The 19,607-nt window shown below is 76.7% G+C and carries 22 protein-coding genes; 9 read left to right on the top strand and 13 right to left on the bottom strand.

Annotation, left to right across the window (positions count from 1 at the left end):
* Nucleotides 1-138 precede the first annotated feature (138 nt).
* A complete protein-coding gene (locus FN207_RS15560; protein WP_142459398.1) occupies nucleotides 139-504 on the top strand; it encodes a BlaI/MecI/CopY family transcriptional regulator in 366 nt (121 codons plus the stop codon).
* 1 nt (nucleotide 505) lies between these two features.
* Nucleotides 506-1,435, top strand: coding sequence for a M56 family metallopeptidase (locus tag FN207_RS15555; RefSeq protein WP_142459397.1), 930 nt, complete (start codon nucleotides 506-508; stop codon nucleotides 1,433-1,435).
* A gap of 45 nt (nucleotides 1,436-1,480) precedes the next feature.
* Here FN207_RS15555 and FN207_RS15550 read toward each other — a convergent pair whose 3' ends face one another.
* From FN207_RS15550 to FN207_RS15525, 6 genes are all read right to left on the bottom strand, one after another.
* Entirely contained in the window at nucleotides 1,481-3,718 is a 2,238-nt protein-coding gene (locus FN207_RS15550) for a heavy metal translocating P-type ATPase (RefSeq protein WP_281282145.1), read from the bottom strand.
* On the bottom strand, nucleotides 3,715-4,599 hold the full coding sequence (locus FN207_RS15545) for a hypothetical protein (RefSeq protein ID WP_142459396.1): 885 nt from the start codon (nucleotides 4,597-4,599) through the stop codon (nucleotides 3,715-3,717). The genes FN207_RS15550 and FN207_RS15545 overlap by 4 nt, the downstream gene beginning before the upstream one ends.
* 26 nt (nucleotides 4,600-4,625) lie before the next feature.
* Nucleotides 4,626-4,835, bottom strand: coding sequence for a heavy-metal-associated domain-containing protein (locus FN207_RS15540; RefSeq protein ID WP_142459395.1), 210 nt, complete (start codon nucleotides 4,833-4,835; stop codon nucleotides 4,626-4,628).
* 25 nt (nucleotides 4,836-4,860) lie between these two features.
* On the bottom strand, nucleotides 4,861-5,172 hold the full coding sequence (locus FN207_RS15535) for a metal-sensitive transcriptional regulator (protein ID WP_142459394.1): 312 nt from the start codon (nucleotides 5,170-5,172) through the stop codon (nucleotides 4,861-4,863).
* A 32-nt stretch (nucleotides 5,173-5,204) separates the two neighbouring features.
* Nucleotides 5,205-5,576 (bottom strand): helix-turn-helix domain-containing protein, encoded by a 372-nt coding sequence (locus tag FN207_RS15530; protein WP_246066097.1) that lies wholly within the window; start codon nucleotides 5,574-5,576, stop codon nucleotides 5,205-5,207.
* Nucleotides 5,577-5,670: 94 nt separating this feature from the next.
* On the bottom strand, nucleotides 5,671-6,171 hold the full coding sequence (locus tag FN207_RS15525; RefSeq protein WP_142459393.1) for an Hsp20/alpha crystallin family protein: 501 nt from the start codon (nucleotides 6,169-6,171) through the stop codon (nucleotides 5,671-5,673).
* Nucleotides 6,172-6,334: 163 nt separating this feature from the next.
* Here FN207_RS15525 and FN207_RS15520 point away from each other — a divergent pair, with 163 nt between their 5' ends.
* On the top strand, nucleotides 6,335-6,796 hold the full coding sequence (locus FN207_RS15520) for an STAS domain-containing protein (protein ID WP_142459392.1): 462 nt from the start codon (nucleotides 6,335-6,337) through the stop codon (nucleotides 6,794-6,796).
* 3 nt (nucleotides 6,797-6,799) lie between these two features.
* Here the strand turns inward: FN207_RS15520 and FN207_RS15515 are convergent, their stop codons facing one another.
* Nucleotides 6,800-7,594, bottom strand: coding sequence for a class I SAM-dependent methyltransferase (locus FN207_RS15515; RefSeq protein ID WP_221888228.1), 795 nt, complete (start codon nucleotides 7,592-7,594; stop codon nucleotides 6,800-6,802).
* Between the two features lie 138 nt (nucleotides 7,595-7,732).
* Here FN207_RS15515 and FN207_RS15510 point away from each other — a divergent pair, with 138 nt between their 5' ends.
* The 3 genes from FN207_RS15510 to FN207_RS15500 are packed head-to-tail and all read left to right on the top strand — an operon-like array spanning nucleotide 7,733 to nucleotide 10,003.
* Nucleotides 7,733-9,001, top strand: coding sequence for a YibE/F family protein (locus FN207_RS15510; RefSeq protein WP_142459391.1), 1,269 nt, complete (start codon nucleotides 7,733-7,735; stop codon nucleotides 8,999-9,001).
* Nucleotides 8,998-9,684 (top strand): class I SAM-dependent methyltransferase, encoded by a 687-nt coding sequence (locus tag FN207_RS15505; RefSeq protein ID WP_246066095.1) that lies wholly within the window; start codon nucleotides 8,998-9,000, stop codon nucleotides 9,682-9,684. Before FN207_RS15510 ends, FN207_RS15505 begins: the two co-directional genes overlap by 4 nt.
* Nucleotides 9,674-10,003, top strand: a complete 330-nt coding sequence (locus FN207_RS15500; RefSeq protein WP_142459390.1) for a TraR/DksA family transcriptional regulator — start codon at nucleotides 9,674-9,676, stop codon at nucleotides 10,001-10,003. Before FN207_RS15505 ends, FN207_RS15500 begins: the two co-directional genes overlap by 11 nt.
* Nucleotides 10,004-10,126: 123 nt before the next feature.
* Here the strand turns inward: FN207_RS15500 and FN207_RS15495 are convergent, their stop codons facing one another.
* Genes FN207_RS15495 through FN207_RS15475 form a run of 5 tightly spaced genes read right to left on the bottom strand, consistent with a single transcriptional unit; the run spans nucleotide 10,127 to nucleotide 15,023 of the window.
* Nucleotides 10,127-11,062, bottom strand: a complete 936-nt coding sequence (locus FN207_RS15495; RefSeq protein ID WP_142459389.1) for a glycosyltransferase family 2 protein — start codon at nucleotides 11,060-11,062, stop codon at nucleotides 10,127-10,129.
* Nucleotides 11,059-11,946, bottom strand: coding sequence for a glycosyltransferase family 2 protein (locus tag FN207_RS15490; RefSeq protein WP_246066093.1), 888 nt, complete (start codon nucleotides 11,944-11,946; stop codon nucleotides 11,059-11,061). Before FN207_RS15490 ends, FN207_RS15495 begins: the two co-directional genes overlap by 4 nt.
* On the bottom strand, nucleotides 11,943-12,977 hold the full coding sequence (locus FN207_RS15485) for a prenyltransferase (protein ID WP_246066092.1): 1,035 nt from the start codon (nucleotides 12,975-12,977) through the stop codon (nucleotides 11,943-11,945). The genes FN207_RS15490 and FN207_RS15485 overlap by 4 nt, the downstream gene beginning before the upstream one ends.
* A 37-nt stretch (nucleotides 12,978-13,014) precedes the next feature.
* Nucleotides 13,015-13,776 (bottom strand): class I SAM-dependent methyltransferase, encoded by a 762-nt coding sequence (locus tag FN207_RS15480; RefSeq protein WP_142459387.1) that lies wholly within the window; start codon nucleotides 13,774-13,776, stop codon nucleotides 13,015-13,017.
* A complete protein-coding gene (locus tag FN207_RS15475; RefSeq protein ID WP_185938360.1) occupies nucleotides 13,770-15,023 on the bottom strand; it encodes a glycosyltransferase family 4 protein in 1,254 nt (417 codons plus the stop codon). Before FN207_RS15475 ends, FN207_RS15480 begins: the two co-directional genes overlap by 7 nt.
* Before the next feature lie 53 nt (nucleotides 15,024-15,076).
* Between FN207_RS15475 and FN207_RS15470 the strand changes: the two genes are divergently transcribed.
* From FN207_RS15470 to FN207_RS15460, 3 genes are all read left to right on the top strand, one after another.
* Nucleotides 15,077-15,370 carry a Dabb family protein gene (locus tag FN207_RS15470; protein ID WP_142459386.1) on the top strand — a complete coding sequence of 98 codons (294 nt, stop codon included), beginning with the start codon at nucleotides 15,077-15,079 and terminating at the stop codon, nucleotides 15,368-15,370.
* A gap of 53 nt (nucleotides 15,371-15,423) precedes the next feature.
* Nucleotides 15,424-16,185: a hypothetical protein gene (locus FN207_RS15465; protein WP_142459385.1), complete on the top strand. Its 762-nt coding sequence runs from the start codon at nucleotides 15,424-15,426 to the stop codon at nucleotides 16,183-16,185.
* 95 nt (nucleotides 16,186-16,280) lie between these two features.
* Nucleotides 16,281-17,387: a DUF4192 domain-containing protein gene (locus tag FN207_RS15460; protein WP_142459384.1), complete on the top strand. Its 1,107-nt coding sequence runs from the start codon at nucleotides 16,281-16,283 to the stop codon at nucleotides 17,385-17,387.
* A 3-nt stretch (nucleotides 17,388-17,390) separates the two neighbouring features.
* On the opposite strand, the gene FN207_RS15455 is transcribed toward FN207_RS15460, so the two are convergent.
* A complete protein-coding gene (locus tag FN207_RS15455; protein ID WP_246066091.1) occupies nucleotides 17,391-19,484 on the bottom strand; it encodes an alpha/beta hydrolase family protein in 2,094 nt (697 codons plus the stop codon).
* Between the last annotated feature and the right edge of the window lie 123 nt (nucleotides 19,485-19,607).

Raw genomic sequence — 19,607 nt, 5'->3', positions numbered from 1 at the left:
CGACGACTCCTTTCTACGCCTCGTAGAACGACTCCTCTACGTCTCGTAGAACGGGTCGGGGTGACGTGTGCGACAGGGTCCGTGCGCTCCCGGCGGTGGTCGTTCTACGCTGGGTAGAACCGATCGGCAGGAGGAACCGTGGCGTCGCTGGGAGACCTGGAGCGCACCGTCATGGACGTGCTGTGGGGAGCCGACGGGCCGGTGGCCGCCACCGAGCTGCGCGACGCCCTGGCCGACCGCGACCTCGCGCTGACCACCGTGCACACCGTGCTGTCCCGGCTGGAGGGCAAGGGCTTCGTCGAGCACGACGACGCCCGCCCGCGCCGGTTCCGCCCGCGCGCCAGCCGCGCCGAGCACGCCGCCGAGCTCATGCACGAGGTCCTCGGCCAGGCCGGCGACCGGCAGGCGGTGCTCGCCCGGTTCGTCGGCGGCGTCGACCCGGAGGAGGCCCGCCTCCTGCGGCAGCTGCTGGAGGGGAGCGCGCCGGACGCCCGCGCCCGCTGACGTGCTGCCCGCGACCGCCGCGGCGCTCGCGGTCCTCGCGGCGCTGCTCGCCTGGCCGGTGCCGGCGCTGCTCGGCCGTGCCCGCTGGCCGCGGCGCGACCCGCTCGTCGCGCTGGTCTGCTGGCAGGCCATCGGGCTGGCCGGCGGTCTGTCGATCATCGGCGCGCTGCTGGTGCACGGGCTGGCGCCGTGGGGCCACTCGCTGCCCGAGGCCGGCTGGGCGGTGCTCACCGGGCACCCGGCCCGCGATCCCGTCCGCGGCGACCACTGGGTCACGCTGACGCTGGCCGCCGTCCTCGCCGCCGAGCTGCTCGGCGTGCTGGCGCTGTCGTGGGTGCGCACCGCCCGCACCCGCCGCCGGCACCGGGAGCTGCTCGAGCTCGTCGTCCAGCCCTCGGCCGCCGCTCCGGACGCCCGCCTGCTCGAGCACCCCGCGCCGGTGGCGTTCTGCATCCCCGGCGCGCGCCCGCTGCTGGTGCTGTCCTCGGGCATGGTCGCCGAGCTCGACGACGGGCAGCTGGCCGCCGTCGTGGCGCACGAGCGGGCGCACCTGGCCGAGCACCACCACCTCTACCTGCTGCCGTTCGTGGCGTGGGAGGCGGCGCTGCCGGTGCTGCCCGCGGCCGGCCGGGCGCACGCCGCGGTGCGCGAGCTGGTGGAGATGCGCGCCGACGACCGCGCGCTGGCCTCGCTGGCCGTGCCCGACCCGCGGCGCACGCTGGCGCAGGCGATCGTCGTCGCCGCCGGGGGAGCTAGCGGTGGCGTGCCCGACGGCGCGCTGGCGGTGGGCGGCAGCGCGGTCGGCGTCCGGGTCCTCCGGCTGCTCGACCCGCCCGCGCCGCTGCCCGCGCCCGCCCGGGCCGCCGCCCTGCTCACCGCCGGGCTGCTCCTGCTGGTCCCGACCGTCCTGCTCCTGGCCCCGGCCCTCTGACGGTGCATCTCCGCGGAGGTGCGCGGTGCATCTCCGCGGAAGTGCTCAGTCGGGGACGGCGGAGGTCGCGTTGCCGGGCAGGGGCGCGAACCGGCGCAGGCGCAGGCTGTTGGTGACGACGAAGACGGAGCTGAACGCCATCGCGGCGCCGGCGATCATCGGGTTGAGCAGCCCGGCCATCGCCAGCGGCAGCGCGGCGACGTTGTAGGCGAACGCCCAGAACAGGTTGCCCTTGATGACCGCGAGCGTGCGGCGGGCCAGCCGGACGGCGTCGGCGGCCGCGCGCAGGTCGCCGCGCACGAGGGTGAGGTCGCTGGCCTGGATGGCGACGTCGGTGCCGGTGCCCATCGCCAGCCCGAGGTCGGCCTGGGCGAGCGCGGCCGCGTCGTTGACGCCGTCGCCGACCATCGCGACGGTGCGGCCCTCGGTCTGCAGCCGCCGGACGACGTCGACCTTGTCCTGCGGCAGCACCTCGGCCACGACGTCGTCGATGCCGACCTCGGCGGCCACGGCCCGGGCGGTGGCCGCGGAGTCGCCGGTGAGCAGCACCGGCCGCAGCCCCAGGTCGCGCAGCTGCCGGACGGCGTCGGCGGACGTCGGCTTGACCGTGTCGGCGACGACGAGCACGCCGCGCACCGTGCCGTCCCAGCCGACGGCGACCGCGGTGCGCCCGGCGGCGTCGGCGTCGGCCACCGCCGCGGCGAGCTCCGGGGGCAGCGTGCCCACCAGCGACGGCCGGCCGACCACGACCGGCACGCCCTCGACGGTGCCGCGCACGCCCAGCCCGGCCTCGCTGGAGAACCCGGTGACGGTGGGCAGCTGCCCGCAGCGCTCGCGGGCGGCGGCGGCCACGGCCGCGGCGATCGGGTGCTCGGAGGCGTCCTCGAGCGCGCCCGCGCGGCGCAGCACCTCGCCGGCGTCCTCGCCGTCGGCGGCGGTGACCCCGGTCAGGCCCATCCGGCCGCTGGTGACCGTGCCGGTCTTGTCGAGCACGACGGTGTCGACCCGCCGCGTGGACTCCAGCACCTCCGGGCCGCGCACGAGGATGCCGAGCTGCGCGCCGCGGCCGGTGCCGACCATGAGCGCGGTCGGCGTGGCCAGCCCGAGCGCGCACGGGCAGGCGATGATCAGCACGGCGACGGCGGCGGGGAACGCCCCGGCCACCCCGGCGCCGGTGCCGATCCAGAAGCCGAGCGTGGCCAGGGCGAGCGCGAGCACGACCGGCACGAAGACGCCCGACACCCGGTCGGCCAGCCGCTGCACCTGCGCCTTGCCGTTCTGCGCCTCCTCGACCAGCCGCGCCATCTGCGCCAGCTGGGTGTCCGCGCCCACCCGGGTGGCCCGCACGAGGAGCCGGCCGCCGGCGTTGACCGTCGCGCCGACGACGGTGTCGCCGGGGCCGACCTCCACGGGCACCGACTCGCCGGTGAGCATCGAGGCGTCGACCGCCGAGGAGCCCTCGACGACCTCGCCGTCGGTGGCCACCCGCTCGCCGGGCCGGACGACGAACACGTCGCCGACGTGCAGCTGCTCCACCGGCACGCGCACCTCGGCGCCGCCGCGCAGCACCGACACCTCGCGGGCGCCGAGCTCCAGCAGCGCCCGCAGCGCCGACCCGGCCCGCCGCTTGGCGCGCGCCTCGGCGTAGCGGCCGGCCAGCAGGAACGTGGTCACGCCGGCGGCGGCCTCGAGATAGACGTCGCCGCTGCCGTCGCCGCGGGAGACCGCCAGCGAGAAGGGGTGCGTCATGCCCGGCTCCCCGGCCGTGCCGAGGAACAGTGCGTACAGCGACCACAGGAACGCGGCCAGGGTCCCGAGCGAGACGAGGGTGTCCATCGTGGCCGCGCCGTGGCGCAGGTTGGTCCAGGCGGCGCGGTGGAACGGCGCACCGCCCCAGACGACGACCGGCGCGGCCAGGGTCAGCGACAGCCACTGCCAGTACTCGAACTGCAGCGCCGGGACCATGCCGAGCACGACCACCGGCAGGCTGAGCACGGCGGAGACCAGCAGCCGGTGCCGCAGCCCGGCGTCCGGATCGGCCTCGGGGACGGCGTCCTGCGCGGGCGGCGCGGGCAGCGCGGCGGTGTAGCCGGCCTTCTCCACGGTGGCGACGAGGTCCTCGGGGACGACGCCGTCGCCGAAGCTCACGCGCGCCTTCTCGGTCGCGTAGTTGACCGTGGCGGTGACGCCGTCGAGCCGGTTGAGCTTCTTCTCGATGCGGGCCGCGCAGGACGCGCAGGTCATGCCGCCGATCGACAGCTCGATCTGCGTGGGGGTGGTCACGGGGCGCTCCGGGCGGTCAGGGAGAAGGCGGCCGTGCGGACGACGTCGCCGTGGCGGAAGTCGAGGAACAGGCGGTGGTCACCGGCCGCGGGCACCCGCACGGCGAACCGGACCTCCGCGCCGGAGCCGCCGGTCGGGTGCACGTGCAGGTAGCCGAGGTCCCCGGCACGCAGCGCGACCAGGTGGCCGCGGGCGCCGAGGTAGGGCTGCAGGTCCGTCACCGGGACGCCGTCGCGGGTCACGGTGACGACCACTTCGGACTCCTCGCCGGCCACCAGGTCGCCGTCGAGGGCGACCGTGTAGCCGTCGACCTCGGCGCTCGCCGACGGCGCGGGCGGCGGGACCGGCTCCCACGCGCCGCCGACGGCGAGGTCGGCGCCGAGCACGAGGCCGGAGCCGAGGTCGGTGGGCGTGCTGTCGGCCAGCACCCGCCACGAGCCGGGCTCCAGCGCCACCGTCGTCGTCCAGGTGCCGTCGGGCGCGAGGGTCGGGTGCACGTGCTGGTAGCCGGTGAGGTCACGCCGGACGACGACCAGGTGCAGGTCCTGCTCGTGCACGGTGTCGTAGGCGGTCACCGGGGAGCCGTCGGGGCCCAGCACGCGGAAGGACAGCGGGACGGCGGCGCCGGCGGGCAGCGCGTCGTCGGCGAGGTCGAGGGTGTGCCCCTCGGCGGAGACGGCGAGCCCCGCGGGCAGGTCGGGGACCGCCGCCGCCTCGTGACCGCCGTCGTCGCCGTGGTCCTGCTCCTCGTCGGCGTGGTCGGCCATCGCCGGTGCCGGCGGCTCCCCGACCGGGCCGGCGAGCGCGCCGGCGCCCCAGCCCGCGCCGAGGACGGCGGCGGCGCCCACGAGCGTGGCGGCGACCCGGGTGGCGGTGCGCACGGCGTCCTCCCTCGGAACCGGCCGCGTCAGCGGCCGGCGACCTCGTAGCCGGCCTCCTCGACGGCGGCGCGCACGGCGTCGTCGTCGAGGGGGGCGTCGCTGGTGACGGTCACGCCGCCGCTGGGCAGGTCGACCCGGACGTCGGTGACGCCGGGCAGGCCGCTGACCTCCTCGGTGACCGCGGTGACGCAGTGCGAGCAGGTCATGCCGGTGACGGTGTAGGTGGCGGTGCTCATGGGGGTCCTCCGGAACGGGTGCGGGTCAGGAACGGACGAGCCGGGCGATCGCGGCGGAGGCCTCGCGGACCTTCGCGTCGGCCTCCGGGCCGCCGGTGGCGACGGCCTCGGCGACGCAGTGCGACAGGTGCTCCTCGAGCAGGCTCAGCGCGACCGACTGCAGGGCGGACGTCATCGCCGAGACCTGGGTGAGGATGTCGATGCAGTACTTCTCGTCCTCGACCATGCGCTGCAGCCCGCGGGCCTGACCCTCGATGCGGCGCAGCCGCTTGAGGTGGTCGTCCTTGCGGTGCAGATAGCCGTGGACGTGGCCGGGAGCGTTCTCGGGATCGGTCACGCAACTGACTGTACCCCTACCCCCCAGGGGTGTCACTCAGGGCCGAGGTCGCTGTCCTGCCCGGCGCGGAGCCGGTCGACGGCGTCGCGCAGCCGCGCGGTGGTGGCGCGGGCGTCGGCGAGCTCGTCCTGCAGGCCGAGGATCACCTCGGCGGAGGCGAGCGTGTGCCCCTCGTCGAGCAGGCCGCGCAGGCGGGCGGCGAGCACCAGCTGGTGACGCGAGTAGCGGCGGTGGCCGCCGGGGGAGCGGTGCGGCTGGAGGACGCCGGAGCCGTCGAGGCTGCGGAGGAAGGCGGCCTGCACGCCCAGCAGGGCGGCGGCCTGGCTCATGGTCAGCGCGGGGAAGTCCGGGTCGTCGAGTCGCCGGACGGCGTCGGCCGGCTCGTGGGCGCCGTCGGTCGTCACGGGACCTCCTCCTCGCCGGGACGGGATGCAGATGCGGCGCGGGGCCGGGCCACCCGGGCCCGGCCCCGCGCGCGGTCGCCGATCAGCTCGCCGGTCAGCTCTCGACGGCCTTCTTCCCGCCCTGGGCGGACGACGACTCGCCCTCGATGGTCCGGCTCTCCACCGCGGCCGGCACGTCGGCGCGGGTCACGGTGATCTTGCGGGCGCGGGCCTTCTCCGCCACGGGGATGCTCACGGTGAGCACGCCGTCGTGGTAGCTCGCCTCCAGCCGGTCGGTGTCGAGACTGCGACCGAGCACCAGCTGGCGGGTGTAGGCGCCGTAGGGACGCTCGGCGACGGCCCACTCCACACCCTCGAGCTGCGGGACCGAGCGCTCGGCCGTGACGGTGAGCGTCGTGCCCTCGACCGACAGGTCGATCGACCCCGGGTCGACGCCCGGCAGGTCGAAGTGGGCCACGAACTTGTCGCCGACGCGGTAGGCGTCCATCGGCATGCCCGACAGCGGGCGGGCGGTGCCGGTGCGGCCGGTGAGCTGGTCCAGCGCGCGCAAGGCGGCGGACGTGGCGGCGAACGGGTCGTAAGCGGTCAGCATCATGGCTGGTGAACCTCCTGGGAGATCCGGTGCGTGTTCGCTGCCCGAGGATGAACCTCTAGTGGCAACTGGAGATTACCTCGGTCGCGCACCGGTGTAAACATCCCTTGTGCGGAGTTGTTCCGGCTCGCGCATGGACGGGTGGCAACGCGGGCAGTCCCCGGGCATGGACGAGCACCGAGAGACCGGTGGACCGGCCGACCCCGACACCGGGCAGCACGACCACGAGCCCGAGGTGGTGGCCACCCTCGACGGCGACGTCAGCACGATCACCGTCCGCGGCGAGCTGACCGAGGCCGCGCGCCGGCCGCTCGTCCGCGCCGTCACCGACCAGATGCTCTCGGTCGCCACGCTGTCCCGGGTGGAGCTGCACCTGGGCGGGGTGTCCTACATGAACTCCGCCGGCATGGCCGTGCTGGTGCAGCTGCAGCGCATGACCTCGCCGCGGGCGGTGACCGTCGCGCTGGTCGACCCGCCGGCCGCCGTCGCGCGCCCGCTGCAGCTCACCGGACTCTGGCGACGCTTCGAGGTCGTGGAGGAGGGGGCCGGCCCGGCCGACGCCGGCGGCGCCCCGACGTCCGGCGCGCAGTCGCGGCGCCCCGACGGGCCCGACGGCCGCAGCGCCTGACCGTCAGGCGCGACCCAGGACCAGCCAGGCCCGCGCGACGAGCGGGATCGAGCCGTCGGGCCGGTGGTGCAGCCGCCGGGCCACCAGCGCGCGCAGCTCCTCGCGCGCGTCCGGCGCGAGGCCCGTGACGTAGGCCGGCGCCGGGCCGGTCCCGCCGAGGAGGGGCTGCCAGAAGTCGTCGAGGTCGCGGAAGACGGTCGGGACGTCGACGGCGCCGACGTCGACCGCCTCGAAGCCGGCGGACTCGGCCAGCCGCCGCAGCGGGCCGGGCCGGCACCACACCGACCGCCGGCCCTCGTCGAGGTCGGCGGCCGCCGGGTCGAGCTCGGCGGCCGCGTCCCAGAGGACGCGCATGAGCTGCATGCCCTCGGCGTAGTCCCACACGTAGAGCCCCAGCGCACCGCCGGGGCGCAGGACGCGGCGCCACTCGGCGAGCGCGGCCCGCGGGTCGGGCAGGAAGTTCAGCACCAGGCCGGAGACCACCGCGTCCGCCGTCGCGTCCCCGACGGGCAGCGCCGCCGCGTCGCCGGCCACGAAGGCGGCGCGGGGGTCCCGGACCCGGTCGGCCGCCGCGGCCAGGAAGGCCGCCGAGGAGTCGACGCCGACCAGCAGCCGCGGCGCGGCCTCCTCCAGCACGGCCCCCGAGACGACGCCGGTGCCGCAGCCCACGTCGACCCAGCGGCTCCCCGGGGGCACCTCGAGCGCGGGGACGGCGAGGGCGGCCACCGCGCGGCTCCACCGGCCCACGTACTCCTCGTAGGCGCGGGCGCTGGCCCAGGTCCCCGCCGGCTGCGTCACCGCCGCACCTCCGCAGCGCCGTCCCCGTGCTGTCGTCCCGTGGTGTCGTCCCGTGGTGTCGTCCCCGTCCGGGAGCGCAGCGTGGCCGCACCGCGCGCCCCGGTCAACGGGACCTGCCCGGGCTCCTAGCCTTGCCGGGTGCCGCCCCACTCCCACAGCCACGGGCCCGACCCCGACGCGCCCCCGCCGAGCCCGGAGACGCTGACCCGGCGACGCCGCGCGGTCTGGCTGATGCTCATGCTGCTGGTGCCCGTGGGCCTGGCCACGGTCGTCGGGCTCGTCGTGCTCTGGCCCGGCGACGAGCCCACCCGCGCGGAGGAGGTCGCCGCCACCTTCCTGCCGGCGGGCACCACCTACGCCGACGCCCGGGTGGTCTCGCTGCAGACGCTGCCGTGCGGCGGCGAGGGCACCGCCCAGGCAACCTGCGCGACCGCCGTCGTCGAGGTGCTCGAGGGCGAGGGCGCGGGGGAGTACCAGCAGGTGGACCTGTCGGCCGAGGTCGTGGCCAACGGCGTGGCCGACGGCGACACGATCGTGCTCACCCGCGACCCCGGCGCCGAGGGCGGCCCGAACTACCAGTTCTCCGACTTCGAGCGCACCACGCCGATGGTCGTGCTCGCGGTGGTCTTCGCCGTCGTCGTCGGGGTGGTGGCCCGGCTGCGCGGGCTCGCGGCGCTGGTCGGCCTGGCGTTCGCGTTCTTCGTCCTGCTGCAGTTCGTGCTGCCCGCGCTGCTCGCCGGGTCCTCGCCGACGCTGGTCAGCCTGGTCGGGTCGTCGGCGATCATGTTCGTCGTCCTCTACCTGGCGCACGGTCTGTCGGCCCGGACGACGACGGCGCTGGTGGGCACCCTGTTCGGCCTGGCGCTGGTGACCGTGCTCGGCTCCGTGGCGGTCGACGTCGCGAAGCTGACCGGGCTGACCAGCGAGGAGACCGTGCAGCTCGCGACCTTCGACCCGACGCTGGACTTCTCCGGCCTGGTGATCGCCGGGGTCGTCGTCGCCGGCCTCGGCGTGCTCAACGACGTCACCATCACCCAGGCCTCGGCGATCTGGCAGCTGCACGAGGTGGACACCGCGATGGGATGGCGGGAGCTCTACCGCCGCGGCATGGCCGTGGGCCGCGACCACATCGCCTCGACCGTCTACACGATCGTCTTCGCCTACGCCGGCGCCGCGCTGCCCCTGCTGCTGCTCTTCGAGGTCTACACGCGCCCGGTCGGCGTCACGCTGACCAGCGCGGTGGTGGCCGAGGAGGTCCTCCGGACCCTCGCCGGCGCGATCGCCCTCGTGCTCGCGGTCCCGGTGACGACGGCGGTCGGCGCGTTCTTCGCCACCGCGGCCGGGACGGCGGCCGGCGCCGCCCCGGAGCGGAGCCTGTCGTCCCTGCGTGCGAGATTCGCTCGATGAACACGAGCACTTCCCGGCCCCGTCCAGAGGCTCGCGCCGAGCTCGCGAGGCGGGAGGGGGACGGGGTCCTTCGACTGCTGGCCGCCGCCCGCTCCGCCCCCGGCTTCATGCCCGACGACGAGGGCCGCGCCCTGTACGAGGCCGCCCGCACGGTCGGCGTGCCCGGCCCGCTGCTGGAGATCGGCTCGTGGATGGGCAAGTCGGCGCTCTACCTCGCCGCGGCGGCGCGCGAGACCGGCCGGCGGGTGGTCACCGTCGACCACCACCGCGGCTCCGAGGAGCACCAGCCCGGCTGGGAGTACCACGACCCGTCGCTGGTCGACCCCGCCGTCGGGCTGCTCGACACCCTGCCGCGGTTCCGCCGCACGATCGCCGACGCCGGCGCCGAGGACGTCGTCGTCGCCGTCGTCACGCGCTCGGAGGTGCTCGCGCCGCTGTGGTCGACGCCGCTGGCGCTGCTGTTCCTCGACGGCAGCCACACCGAGGAGTCCGCCCGCCGCGACCAGGACGCGTGGGTGGCCAAGCTCGCCGTCGGCGGCACGCTGGCCATCCACGACGTCTTCCCCGACCCCGCCGACGGCGGCCAGGCACCCTTCGGCGTCTACCGGCGGGTGCTGGACTCCGGCGACTTCACCGAGCTGCCCGGCACCGGGTCGCTGCGGCTGCTGCGCCGTGGACGCTGACCGGCTCGGCGCCGAGCGGGCGGCCGCGCAGGCCCAGATCGAGGCGCTGACCAGCGAGTTCGACGCCATCGTCGCCGCGTCGCAGGCCTCGAACGCCGACGACGAGCACGACCCGGAGGGCGCCACGATCGCCTTCGAGCGCCAGCAGGTGGCCGCGCTGCTCGAGCAGGCGCGCCGTCGGCTGGCCGACGTCGACGCCGCGGTCACCGCCGTCGAGGCCGGCACCTACGGCCGCTGCGAGTCCTGCGGCCGGCCGATCGCCCCCGAGCGCCTCGACGCCCGCCCGACCGCCCGCACTTGCATCTCCTGCGCCACCTGACCCGGCGCGGGGCGGCAGAAATGGCCATTTCCGCCGCTCCTCCAGGGAGCGAGCGCGCCGGATGTCGACCTGGCATCGTCTCGACGACGCCGAGACCGCACCAGGTCGACAACGGGCGCGCCCTCAGCTGACGTAGCGGCGGGCTGTGGAGCGGCGCTGAACGGCGTCGAGCGCGGCGAATCGCGCCTCGGCGGAGGCGGGGAGCACCCGCCGCTCGCGCACCACCCACGGGATCCCGCGGACGGCGGCCCACAGCCCCTGCGCGGTGACCCGGTCGCGCGGCAGCGTGGTCAGCAGGTGCAGCGTGCGGCGCAGCGCGGGGCGCAGCGGCCGCCGCAGCCACGTCGTCCAGAGGGTGTTGCGGATGCCGTCGCGCCGGCGGCGGTGCGAGTCGCGGGCCTTCGACGCCTGGTGGTGCACGGTGAGCGCGGGCAGGTAGCACAGCTCCCAGCCGGCGGCGGCGAGGTCGCCGGCCATGAGCTCCTCCTCGCCGCCCAGCCACAGCCGCTCGCTGAAGCCGCCGACCTCGAGGAACGCCTCGCGGCGGACCACGCTCGCGCCGGCGAGGAACGAGCCCAGCGCCGGCCCGGGCAGCCAGTCCGCGCCGGGGACGGGGGAGTCGCGCAGCTCCGGCACGATCGGGTCCTCGCGGCCACCCGGTTCGACGAGGATCCGCGCGGTCACCACGGCCAGCCGCGGGTGCGCGTCGAGGACGTCGGCCGCGGTGCGCAGCGACCCCGGCTCCCACCACGTGTCGTCGTCGCAGAAGGCCACGTACGGCGTCGACAGCCGGCCGATCCCCACGTTGCGGCCGATCGCGCCCAGGTTCTCCGGGCTGGCCACCAGCTCCGCCGCGGGGAAGCGCTCGCGGACGGCCTCCGCGGTGCCGTCGGTGGACCCGTTGTCGACCACCACCACGTGCGGCCGCTCGGGCAGCTCCAGCAGCCGGGCGAGCGCCACCAGCACCTCGTCGCGCCGCTGGTGGGTGATGACGACGACGGCGACCCGCGGGTCCGGCCCCGTCCCGGTCGCCTGCGGGGTGGCCTCGGTCGCGGTCACCGGGCGTCCCCGGCGAGCAGCCGCAGGTCGGCCAGCACGTGCGCGGGCAGCCGCCGCCGGAGGCGCAGCGCGGCGGGCAGGTCCGGCAGTGCCCCCCACAGCCCGCGGCGCTCCGCCCCGCCCGCCCGCAGCGCCGCGGTGACCGTGCGGACGACGTCGCCCGCGGGCAGCCGCATGACCGCGGTGAGCAACCGCGACCGCCAGATCGCCGTGCGCCGGGTCGCGGGGTCGTGCCGGCGAGGGGAGGGGTGGTGGTGCACGGTCACCGAGTCGACGTAGGCGATGTCCCACCCGGTGGCGGCGAGGTCGAGGGACAGCCGCTCCTCCTCGCCGGGGAAGCGCACCACCGGGTCGAACCCGCCGACGGCGAGGAACGCCTCGGTGCGCACCATCGCCGCGCAGCCGATGAAGCCGAGCAGCCGCGGGCCGGGCAGGTGCGGCGGCGTGCCGAGCGGGCTGGTGGCCAGCTCCGCGCACAGCGGGTCGAGCCGCTCCTCGGGGCCGACGAGCACGCGCGCGTTGAGCACCGCCAGGCGCGGGTGGGCGCGCATGACCGCCGCCGCGCGGGCGAGGTCACCGGGCGCCCACCAGGAGTCGTCGTCGGCGAACGCGACGAACTCGGTGCCGGCGTGCCCGGCGCCGATCGTGCGGGCGCGGGCGCCGACGTTCTCCGCGAGCGGCAGGACCGTCACCTGCGGCAGCGCGGCCCGGACGGCCTCGACGGTGCCGTCGGTCGAGCCGTTGTCCACCAGCACGACGGGCGCCTCGTGCCGGGGCAGCGTGGCCAGCAGGTCCTGGCGCCGGTCGCGGCTCATCACCACGACGGTGACGCCGTCGGCGGTGGGTGGTCGGGAGGTCGTGGGCTGGGCGGTGGTGCTGGTCACCCCTGGACCCTGCCCGTGATCGGCGGCAGCGAACCGGTGTCGGCGGTCCCGGGTGCGGGCAGCGCCGAGGGGTCGGCGAACAGCCCGGAGGCCGGCGTCGCGCCGGAGAGGGCGTCGGCGGCGAGCACGACCGCGGCCGCCGTCCAGGTGGTCCGCTCCACCGGCCAGCGGGCGTCGTCGGGATAGACGAACCCCGTCCAGTACGAGCCGTCGTCGTGGCGCAGGTGCTGCATCGCCGCCACCTGCTCCACCGCGGCGTCGCGCTGCCCCGCCACGACGAGCGCCAGCGCCAGCTCGCAGGTCTCCGCGCCGGTCACCCAGGGGCGGTCGGCGACGCACCGCGCCCCGAGCCCGGGGACGACGAAGCGGTCCCAGTCGGCGCCGAGGCGGGCGCGGGCGGCGTCACCGGTGACCGCACCGGCGAGCACCGGGTAGTACCAGTCCATCGACCAGCGCGACCGGTCGGCGAAGGCGTCGGGATCGCTCCGCAGCGCCGTCCCGAGGCCGGTGACGGCCAGCTCCCAGTCCGGCTGCGTCTGCCCGGCCAGCCCGGCCAGCGCGATGCCGCAGCGAAGCGCCTGGAACAGGCTGGCGTTGCCGGTGAGCAGCGCGGTGTCGTCCGGCGTCCCGTCGGGCCGCAGCGCCCAGCTGACCGCACCCGAGTCCAGCTGCATGTCCACGACGAGGTCCAGGCCGCGGCGCACCGCCGGCCACAGCTCGGTGACCAGCCGCTCGTCCCCGCTGGCCAGCCAGGTGTGCCACGCGCCGACGGCGAGGTAGCCGGCGTGGTTGCTCTCGACGGCCGGCTGGGTCTCGGCGCCGTCGCGGTACTCGGCGGCCCAGGAGCCGTCGGCGCGCTGCCGGGCGGCCAGCCAGCGGTAGGCCGCCGCCGCCCGCCCGTGCTCCCCGCCGACGTCGAGGGCCATGGCCGCCTCGATCGAGTCCCACGGGTCGAGCTGCCCGCCGCGGAACCACGGCAGCGACCCGTCGGCGCCCTGCTCGGCGGCGATGGCCGCGACCGTCCGCCGCACGGCCGCCCCGTCGAGGACGCCGGGCAGCTCGGGCAGCTCAGCGCGCGGCAGCGGTCTTCTCCCGCTCCGGGGCGGCCGCCGCCTGCGGGACGGCCGGCTTGTCCGCGTAGACGACGAGGCTCTTGCCGAACAGCGGGTCCAGCACCCTCTCGGCCGCCCGCGTGAGCAGCGGCCGCTTCGTCAGGTCCCAGACCAGCAGCCGGTGGTAGGCGCGGACGACGGCGGTGTCGCGGTCCACCCCGACGGCGCACTTGAGCCACCAGAACGGCGCGTGCAGCGCGTGGGCGTGGTGCTGCCGCCCGGGCACCAGGCCGGCGACCGACAACCGGGTGCGCAGTACGTCGCCGCGGTAGATGCGGATGTGCCCGCCCTCGTTGGCGTGGTAGGCGTCCGACAGCGCCCAGCAGATCCGCTCGGGGCCGTACCGCGGCACCGTGACGACGGCCTTCCCGCCGGGCTTGAGCACCCGCGCGATCTCGGCCATCGCGGGAACGTCGTCGGGGATGTGCTCGAGCACCTCGGAGGCGATGACCCGGTCGACGCTGGCGTCGGGGAAGGGCAGGTGCCGCAGGTCGCCGCGCAGCACCTCGAAGCGGGCACCGGCCGGGGCCTCGCCGGCCTCGGCGATCGCGCCCAGCCACCGCTTCGTCGTCTCCACCTCGGACACGCCCCAGTCGACGGCGACCACGTGCGCGCCGCGGCGGTAGGCCTCGAAGGCGTGCCGGCCCTCGCCGCAGCCGAGGTCCAGCACGGTCATGCCGGGGCGCAGGTCGAGCAGGTCGTAGTCGACGGTCAGCACGCAGCGCCCTTCCGTTCCAGCACCTCGGCGTACCAGGCGGCCGTGCGCTCGGCCGTCGAGCGCCACGTGTAGGAGGCCAGCACCCGGCGGCGCCCGGCCCGGCCCAGCTGCTCCTGCAGCGAGGGCTTCTCGAGCACCAGCTTGAGCGCCGCGGTCAGCTCGTCGACGTCACCGGCCCGCACCCGCAGGCCGGCCTGGGTGCCGACCACCTCGGGCAGCGCGCCGGCGTCGGTGGTCACCAGCGGCGTCCCGCAGGCCATCGCCTCGACCGCGGGCAGCGAGAAGCCCTCGTACAGCGACGGGATGGCCGCCACGGTCGCCGTCTGCAGCAGCCGCACCAGGTCGGCCTCGGGCAGCGGGCCGGTGAAGCGGACGGCGTCGCGCAGGCCGAGGCGGTCCAGCGCCGACTCCGCCGGCCCACCGGGCCGCGCGGTGCCGACGACCGTGAGCCGCACCGGCCGCTCGGTGCGCAGCTTGGCGACCGCCTCCAGCAGGTGCACCAGGCCCTTGAGCGGGACGTCGGCGCTGGTGGTGACGACGATCGAGTCGGCGTCGCGCGGCTGTCCGGCCGGCGGCGGCGTGAAGACGCCGGGGTCGATGCCCACCGGGATGACCTCGACGCCGGAGGCGGGGACGCGCAGGTGCGTCTCGATGTCGCGCCGGGAGTTCTCCGACACGGTGGTGACGGCGTCGAGGCGGGGGGCGACCCGGGCCTGCATGGCGGTGAAGCCGTACCAGCGGTGCAGGGTCAGCCGGCGGCGCAGCGTGGGTGCCGCGGCGATCTCCAGCTGCCGGTCGATGGCGACCGGGTGGTGCACGGTGGCCACGGTCGGGACGCCGGCGCGCAGCAGCCGCAGCAGCCCGTAGCCGAGGGACTGGTTGTCGTGCACGACGTCGAACTCGGCCGCGCGGGGGAGCAGCAGGCGGGCGGCGCGCAGCGTGAAGGTGAGCGGTTCGGGGAAGCCGGCGGTGCACATCGCGGCCCACTCGGCGACGTCGATCCAGTCGCGGAACTCCGAGGGCCGCGGCGTGCGGAACGGATCGGGCTCGCGGTAGAGGTCGAGGCTGGGCACCCGGGTGAGCGGGACGCCGTCGTCGAGCTCGGGATAGGGCTGGCCGCTGAACACCTCGACGGAGTGGCCGAGCGCGGTCAGCTCCCGCGACAGCGCCCGCACGTACACGCCCTGCCCGCCGCCGTGCGGCTTGCTCCGGTACGACAGCAGTGCGATCCGCAGCCGTCGTCCCATGCGCCGGACCCTACCGACCCCGCCCGGTCCGCCCGCCTGACAGGGTGGCGGGCGTGATCCGACACGTCGTGCACTTCACCTGGTCCGACGCCGCCGACGACGCCCGCCGCGCGCAGACCGTCGCGGCGCTGCGGCGGCTGCCCGAGCAGGTGCCCGGCTCGCTGGCGTTCACCGTCGCGCCCGACGCGGGCCTGGTCGAGGGCAACGCGCACACCGTCCTGGTCGCCGACTTCCCCGACGCCGAGACCTTCCGCCGCTACGCCACCGACCCGGTGCACCTCGAGGTCATCGCCGAGCACGTCCGCCCGTTCCTGGCCGCCCGGAGTGCCGTCCAGTACGAGCTCTGACCCGATCGGGCGGCCGGCCTGCGCCCTCGTCCCGCCCTGGCTAGCGTCCGGGCGTGATCATCCGCCGTCGCCCCGTCCTCGCCGTCGCCGCGGGCCTGCTCGCCGTCCCGCTGCTCGCCGCCTGCGGTGGCGACGACGTCGAGGGCACGGCCTCGCCGGCGTCCTCGTCGTCCGAGTCGTCGTCCGAGTCGTCGTCCTCGGCCTCTCGGTCGCCGTCGTCGGGGACGGACCTGACGCCCGGCCTGCTGCCCGCGGAGGCGTTCGGGGCCGGCGCGCAGGTGACCCCGGTGACCGAGGCGCAGCTCGCGCAGGGGGCGGCGGTCGCCGGCGGTTCCGCCGCCGACCTGCAGGTCACGCCGCCGGAGTGCCAGGCGGCCGTGCAGGGCACCCAGCCGTCGTTCGACGAGTACGACGACGTCGCCGCGCAGGTCGCCGTCGCCGGGACGACGACCACGGTGCAGGCACTGGCCTCCGGCGGCCCCGCCGAGGACGCGCTCGACGGCTTCGGCGACCGGCTCGACGGCTGCTCGGAGGTGCAGGTCAGCTCCCCGCAGATCGGCACCGCGACCGTCAGCCTGGAGGAGATCGGCGTCCCCGACCTCGGCGACGGCTCGGCCGGTCTGACCTTCACGACGACGGTGACCGGCCCCGACGGCCAGCAGGTGACCGTGCCGGCGCTCATCGGGGTCGTGCAGGACGGTGAGCGGGTGGTGGTCCTGCTCCGCACCGACGCCTCCGGCGGGCAGCTGGACCCGACGGCGTTCGCCGACCTGCTCGAGCAGGCCTACGACACCCAGGCCGACGTCCTCGACTAGCGACAGTCCCGTCCGGAGCATCCACAGGAGCCGCCGGGTCCACAGGTGGCCGCGGACGCCGTGATGGAACCTCGTCCGGCCCCAGGGTCGGCCGGGTGGACGACTCCCCGATCCCCGTCATCCGGCTCGGCGACACCGGCGAGGTCGCCGCCGCCCTGCCGCTCCTGCTCGGTTTCCACCCGGCCGAGTCCGTCGTGCTGGTCAGCCTCCGCGGAACCGGCGGCAGCCGCGTCGGCCTCACGGTGCGTGCCGACCTGCCCCCGCCCGCCGCGGCGCGGTCGCTGGCGCACACGCTCGCCGCCAAGGTGGCCACCGACGAGCCCGAGGCCGTCCTGCTGGCCGTCGTCTCCGATGCACCTGACGTCATGGCCCCCGACGCGGCGGGCCTCGCGGTGCTGCCCGGCGTCGGCCCGTTCCCGCCGGCGCCCGAGCTGCCGCACCGGGACCTCGTGCACGAGGTCGTGCTCGCGCTCGACGCCCGGGACGTGCCGGTGCGCGAGGCGCTGCTCGTGCGGTCGGGCCGCTGGTGGGACTACGACTGCCCGTACCCGTGCTGCGAGCCCGGCGCGGGGACGCCGCTGCCCGGCGGGGCCAGCCCGCTGGCCGCCGCGGCCGTGGCCGGCGGGGCGGTGCTCGCCCCCGGCCGGGACGCGCTGGTCGCGCGGATCACGCCGTCCGGCGACGGCCCGGGCGCGGCGGCGATGGCGGCCGCCTGCGTGTCCGCCGGACGGGAGCACGCCGCCCGCCTCCGGTCGCTCGGGCCCGCCGCGGTCGCCGCGGAGGCCGGGGCCGCGATCGCCGCGGCCGTGGCCGACTGCCGGCCGGGTCCGGCCACCGCGGCCACCCGGCTGGCCGACGCCCGGGTGGCCCGGGTGCTGTGGGGGCTGACCCTGATCGAGGTGCGCGACCGCGCGCTCGCCCTGGCGCTGGGCGAGGACGCCGCGGCCGCCGAGGTGCTCTGGACCGAGTGCACCCGCCGCGCGCCGGTGCCCCTGGACGGTCCGCCGGCCACCCTGCTCGCGGTCAGCGCCTGGCTGCGCGGCGACGGCGCGATGGCCAACGTGGCGCTGGACCGTGCGCTGGCTGCCGACCCCGGCGCCACCCTGCCGCGGCTGCTGGCCGACGGCCTGGCCGCCTGCCTCCCGCCGTCGGCGCTGCGCGCGCTCATCGGCCGCACGCTCGAGCAGGACGCCGCCGGATGAGCTTCAGACCAGTTCGGGCCGCTGCCACTCCTCCCCGAGGACGTGCTCGGCGAGGAACGCGATCACCGTCTCGTACCAGACCGTCGCGTTGCCGGGGGTGAGCACCCAGTGGTTCTCGTCCGGGAAGTACAGGAACCTCGAGGGGACGCCGCGCTTCTGCAGGTCGTACCAGAGCCGCAGCGCCTCGCCGATCGGCACGCGGTAGTCCTTGTCGCCGTGGATCACCAGCATCGGCGTGCGGATGGCGTCGGCGAACCGGTGCGGGGAGTTCTGCTCGTAGCGCTTGGGGGTGGCCAGCGGGTCGCCCCACTCCTTCTCCCAGTAGTAGGCGGCGTCGGTGGTGCCCACGAACGAGTCGAGGTCCCACAGGCTCGCGTGCGTGACGATCGCCCGGAAGCGGTCGGTCTGGGTGGCCACCCAGTTGGCCATGTAGCCGCCGAACGAGCCGCCCATCGCCGCGGTGCGCTCCGCGTCGACGTCGGGCCGCTCGAGCGCGGCGTCGACGGCGGTCATGAGGTCGGTGTAGGGCGCGCCGCCCCACTCGCCCCAGCCCCGGCGGACGAAGTCCTGGCCGAAGCCCTGCGACAGCGCCGGGTTGGGCAGCAGGACGGCGTAGCCGCGGGCCGCCAGCACCCACGGGCACCAGCGCCACGACCAGGAGTTCCAGCTCATCAGCGGCCCGCCGTGGATCCACAGCAGCAGCGGCGCCGGCGCGTCGGCGGAGGTGCCCTCGGGGAGGACCAGCCAGGACTGCACCTCCGCGCCGTCGGCGGCGGTCGCGCGCACCTCGTGCAGCGTGCCCGGCAGCGGCCCGAGGGCGCCCGGGGACGGCAGCGGGGCGGGGTTCTGGCCGGTCGCGCGCGGGTCCAGGCGCACCGGCGCCGGTGGCTCGTCGTAGGCCGAGCGCAGGGCGAACAGGGCGCTGCCGTCGCGGGCCACCTGCAGGTCGCTGTAGGCGCCGTCGGTGGTCAGCCGGACCGGGTCGCCGCCGGAGAGCTCCACGCGGAACAGCGCGTGCCGGCCGTCCTCGTCGGCCAGGAAGTACACGGCGTCGCCCTCGGCGCTGAACTGCGGGGCGCTGGGCCAGCGGTCGAACCCGGCGGTGAGCTCGCGCGTCTCGGCGGAGGCCACGTCGACCAGCAGGAGGGTGTAGTCCGGGGGCTCGGCGTAGGTGGTGAGCGTCTCGCGCACGCACACCACCGCGGTGCCGTCGGGGGAGAAGGCGGCGGAGTGCAGCTCGGCGAGCGGGTCGTCGACCAGCACCCGGCTCTCGCCGGTCGCCGTCTCGACCAGGACGAGCCGCTCGCGGCGGCCGGCCGGGCCGTCGGGGACGGACTCCTCGCGCAGCAGCAGCCGGCCGTCGGGAGAGAGGACGGCCGACTCCCCGGCGCCGGTGGGCGGGACGGCGTCGGGCGTCAGGTCGCGCAGCTGCACCGGCTCGGGCCGCTCCCCGGCGGGGTCCTCGGCGGGCAGGGCGCCGGCCCAGAACAGGTGCGGCGCCGCGGGTCCGAGGTCGGCGTCCCAGTGGCGGACCGGATAGGCCTCGTGCAGGACCGCCGACACCCCGGCGTCACTGCGGGCCTTCCGGCGCTGCTCCTCCTCGGCGGCGTCGGCGGCGCCGGGCATGGCCGGGGCGGCGACGACCACGTCGCCGCTGTCGGCGGCCACGGCGAACCCGCCCACGCCGCCGGGGCGGGTGACCACCGGCCGCGCCTCGCCGCCGCCGGGCGGCAGTGCCCACAGCGCGGCCTTCGGGTCGTCGCCGTCCTTGCCGGCGCCCGGGTCGGGGCGGGCGGAGACGAACAGCAGCGTGCCGTCGGGGGCGAAGGCCGGCGCGGACTCGCCGGGCGCGCTGCGGGTCAGGCGGCGCGGCGGGCGCTGCCCCTCCGGGTCGACGTCCCACAGCGCCGAGACCCACTTCTTCCGGTCGGCGTCGAGGGTCTGCACCGAGACGGCGAGCCGGCCGTCGGGGGCCAGCGCGAGACCGCTCACCCGCGGGATCGCGACGAAGTCGGCCAGCCGCGCGAACGGGTGCGCCGGATCGGGGTCGGGAGCGGTCTCGGGCCGGCTGTCGGACACGGCGTCGGGCTGGCTCACCGGGGCTCCTCGCGACGGGGACGGGACGGTGCCGCCCACCGTAACGAGCAGCGCCCGGTCCTCCGCCGGAGCGGTGGACCGGGCGCCGGGCCGGGTGACGTGCTGGAACGGCCCCGCAGCAGG

The sequence above is a fragment of the Geodermatophilus aquaeductus genome (assembly GCF_900182545.1).
GTDB classification, from domain to species: Bacteria; Actinomycetota; Actinomycetes; order Mycobacteriales; family Geodermatophilaceae; genus Geodermatophilus; species Geodermatophilus aquaeductus.
This window is presented reverse-complemented; position numbering and strand designations above follow the sequence as displayed.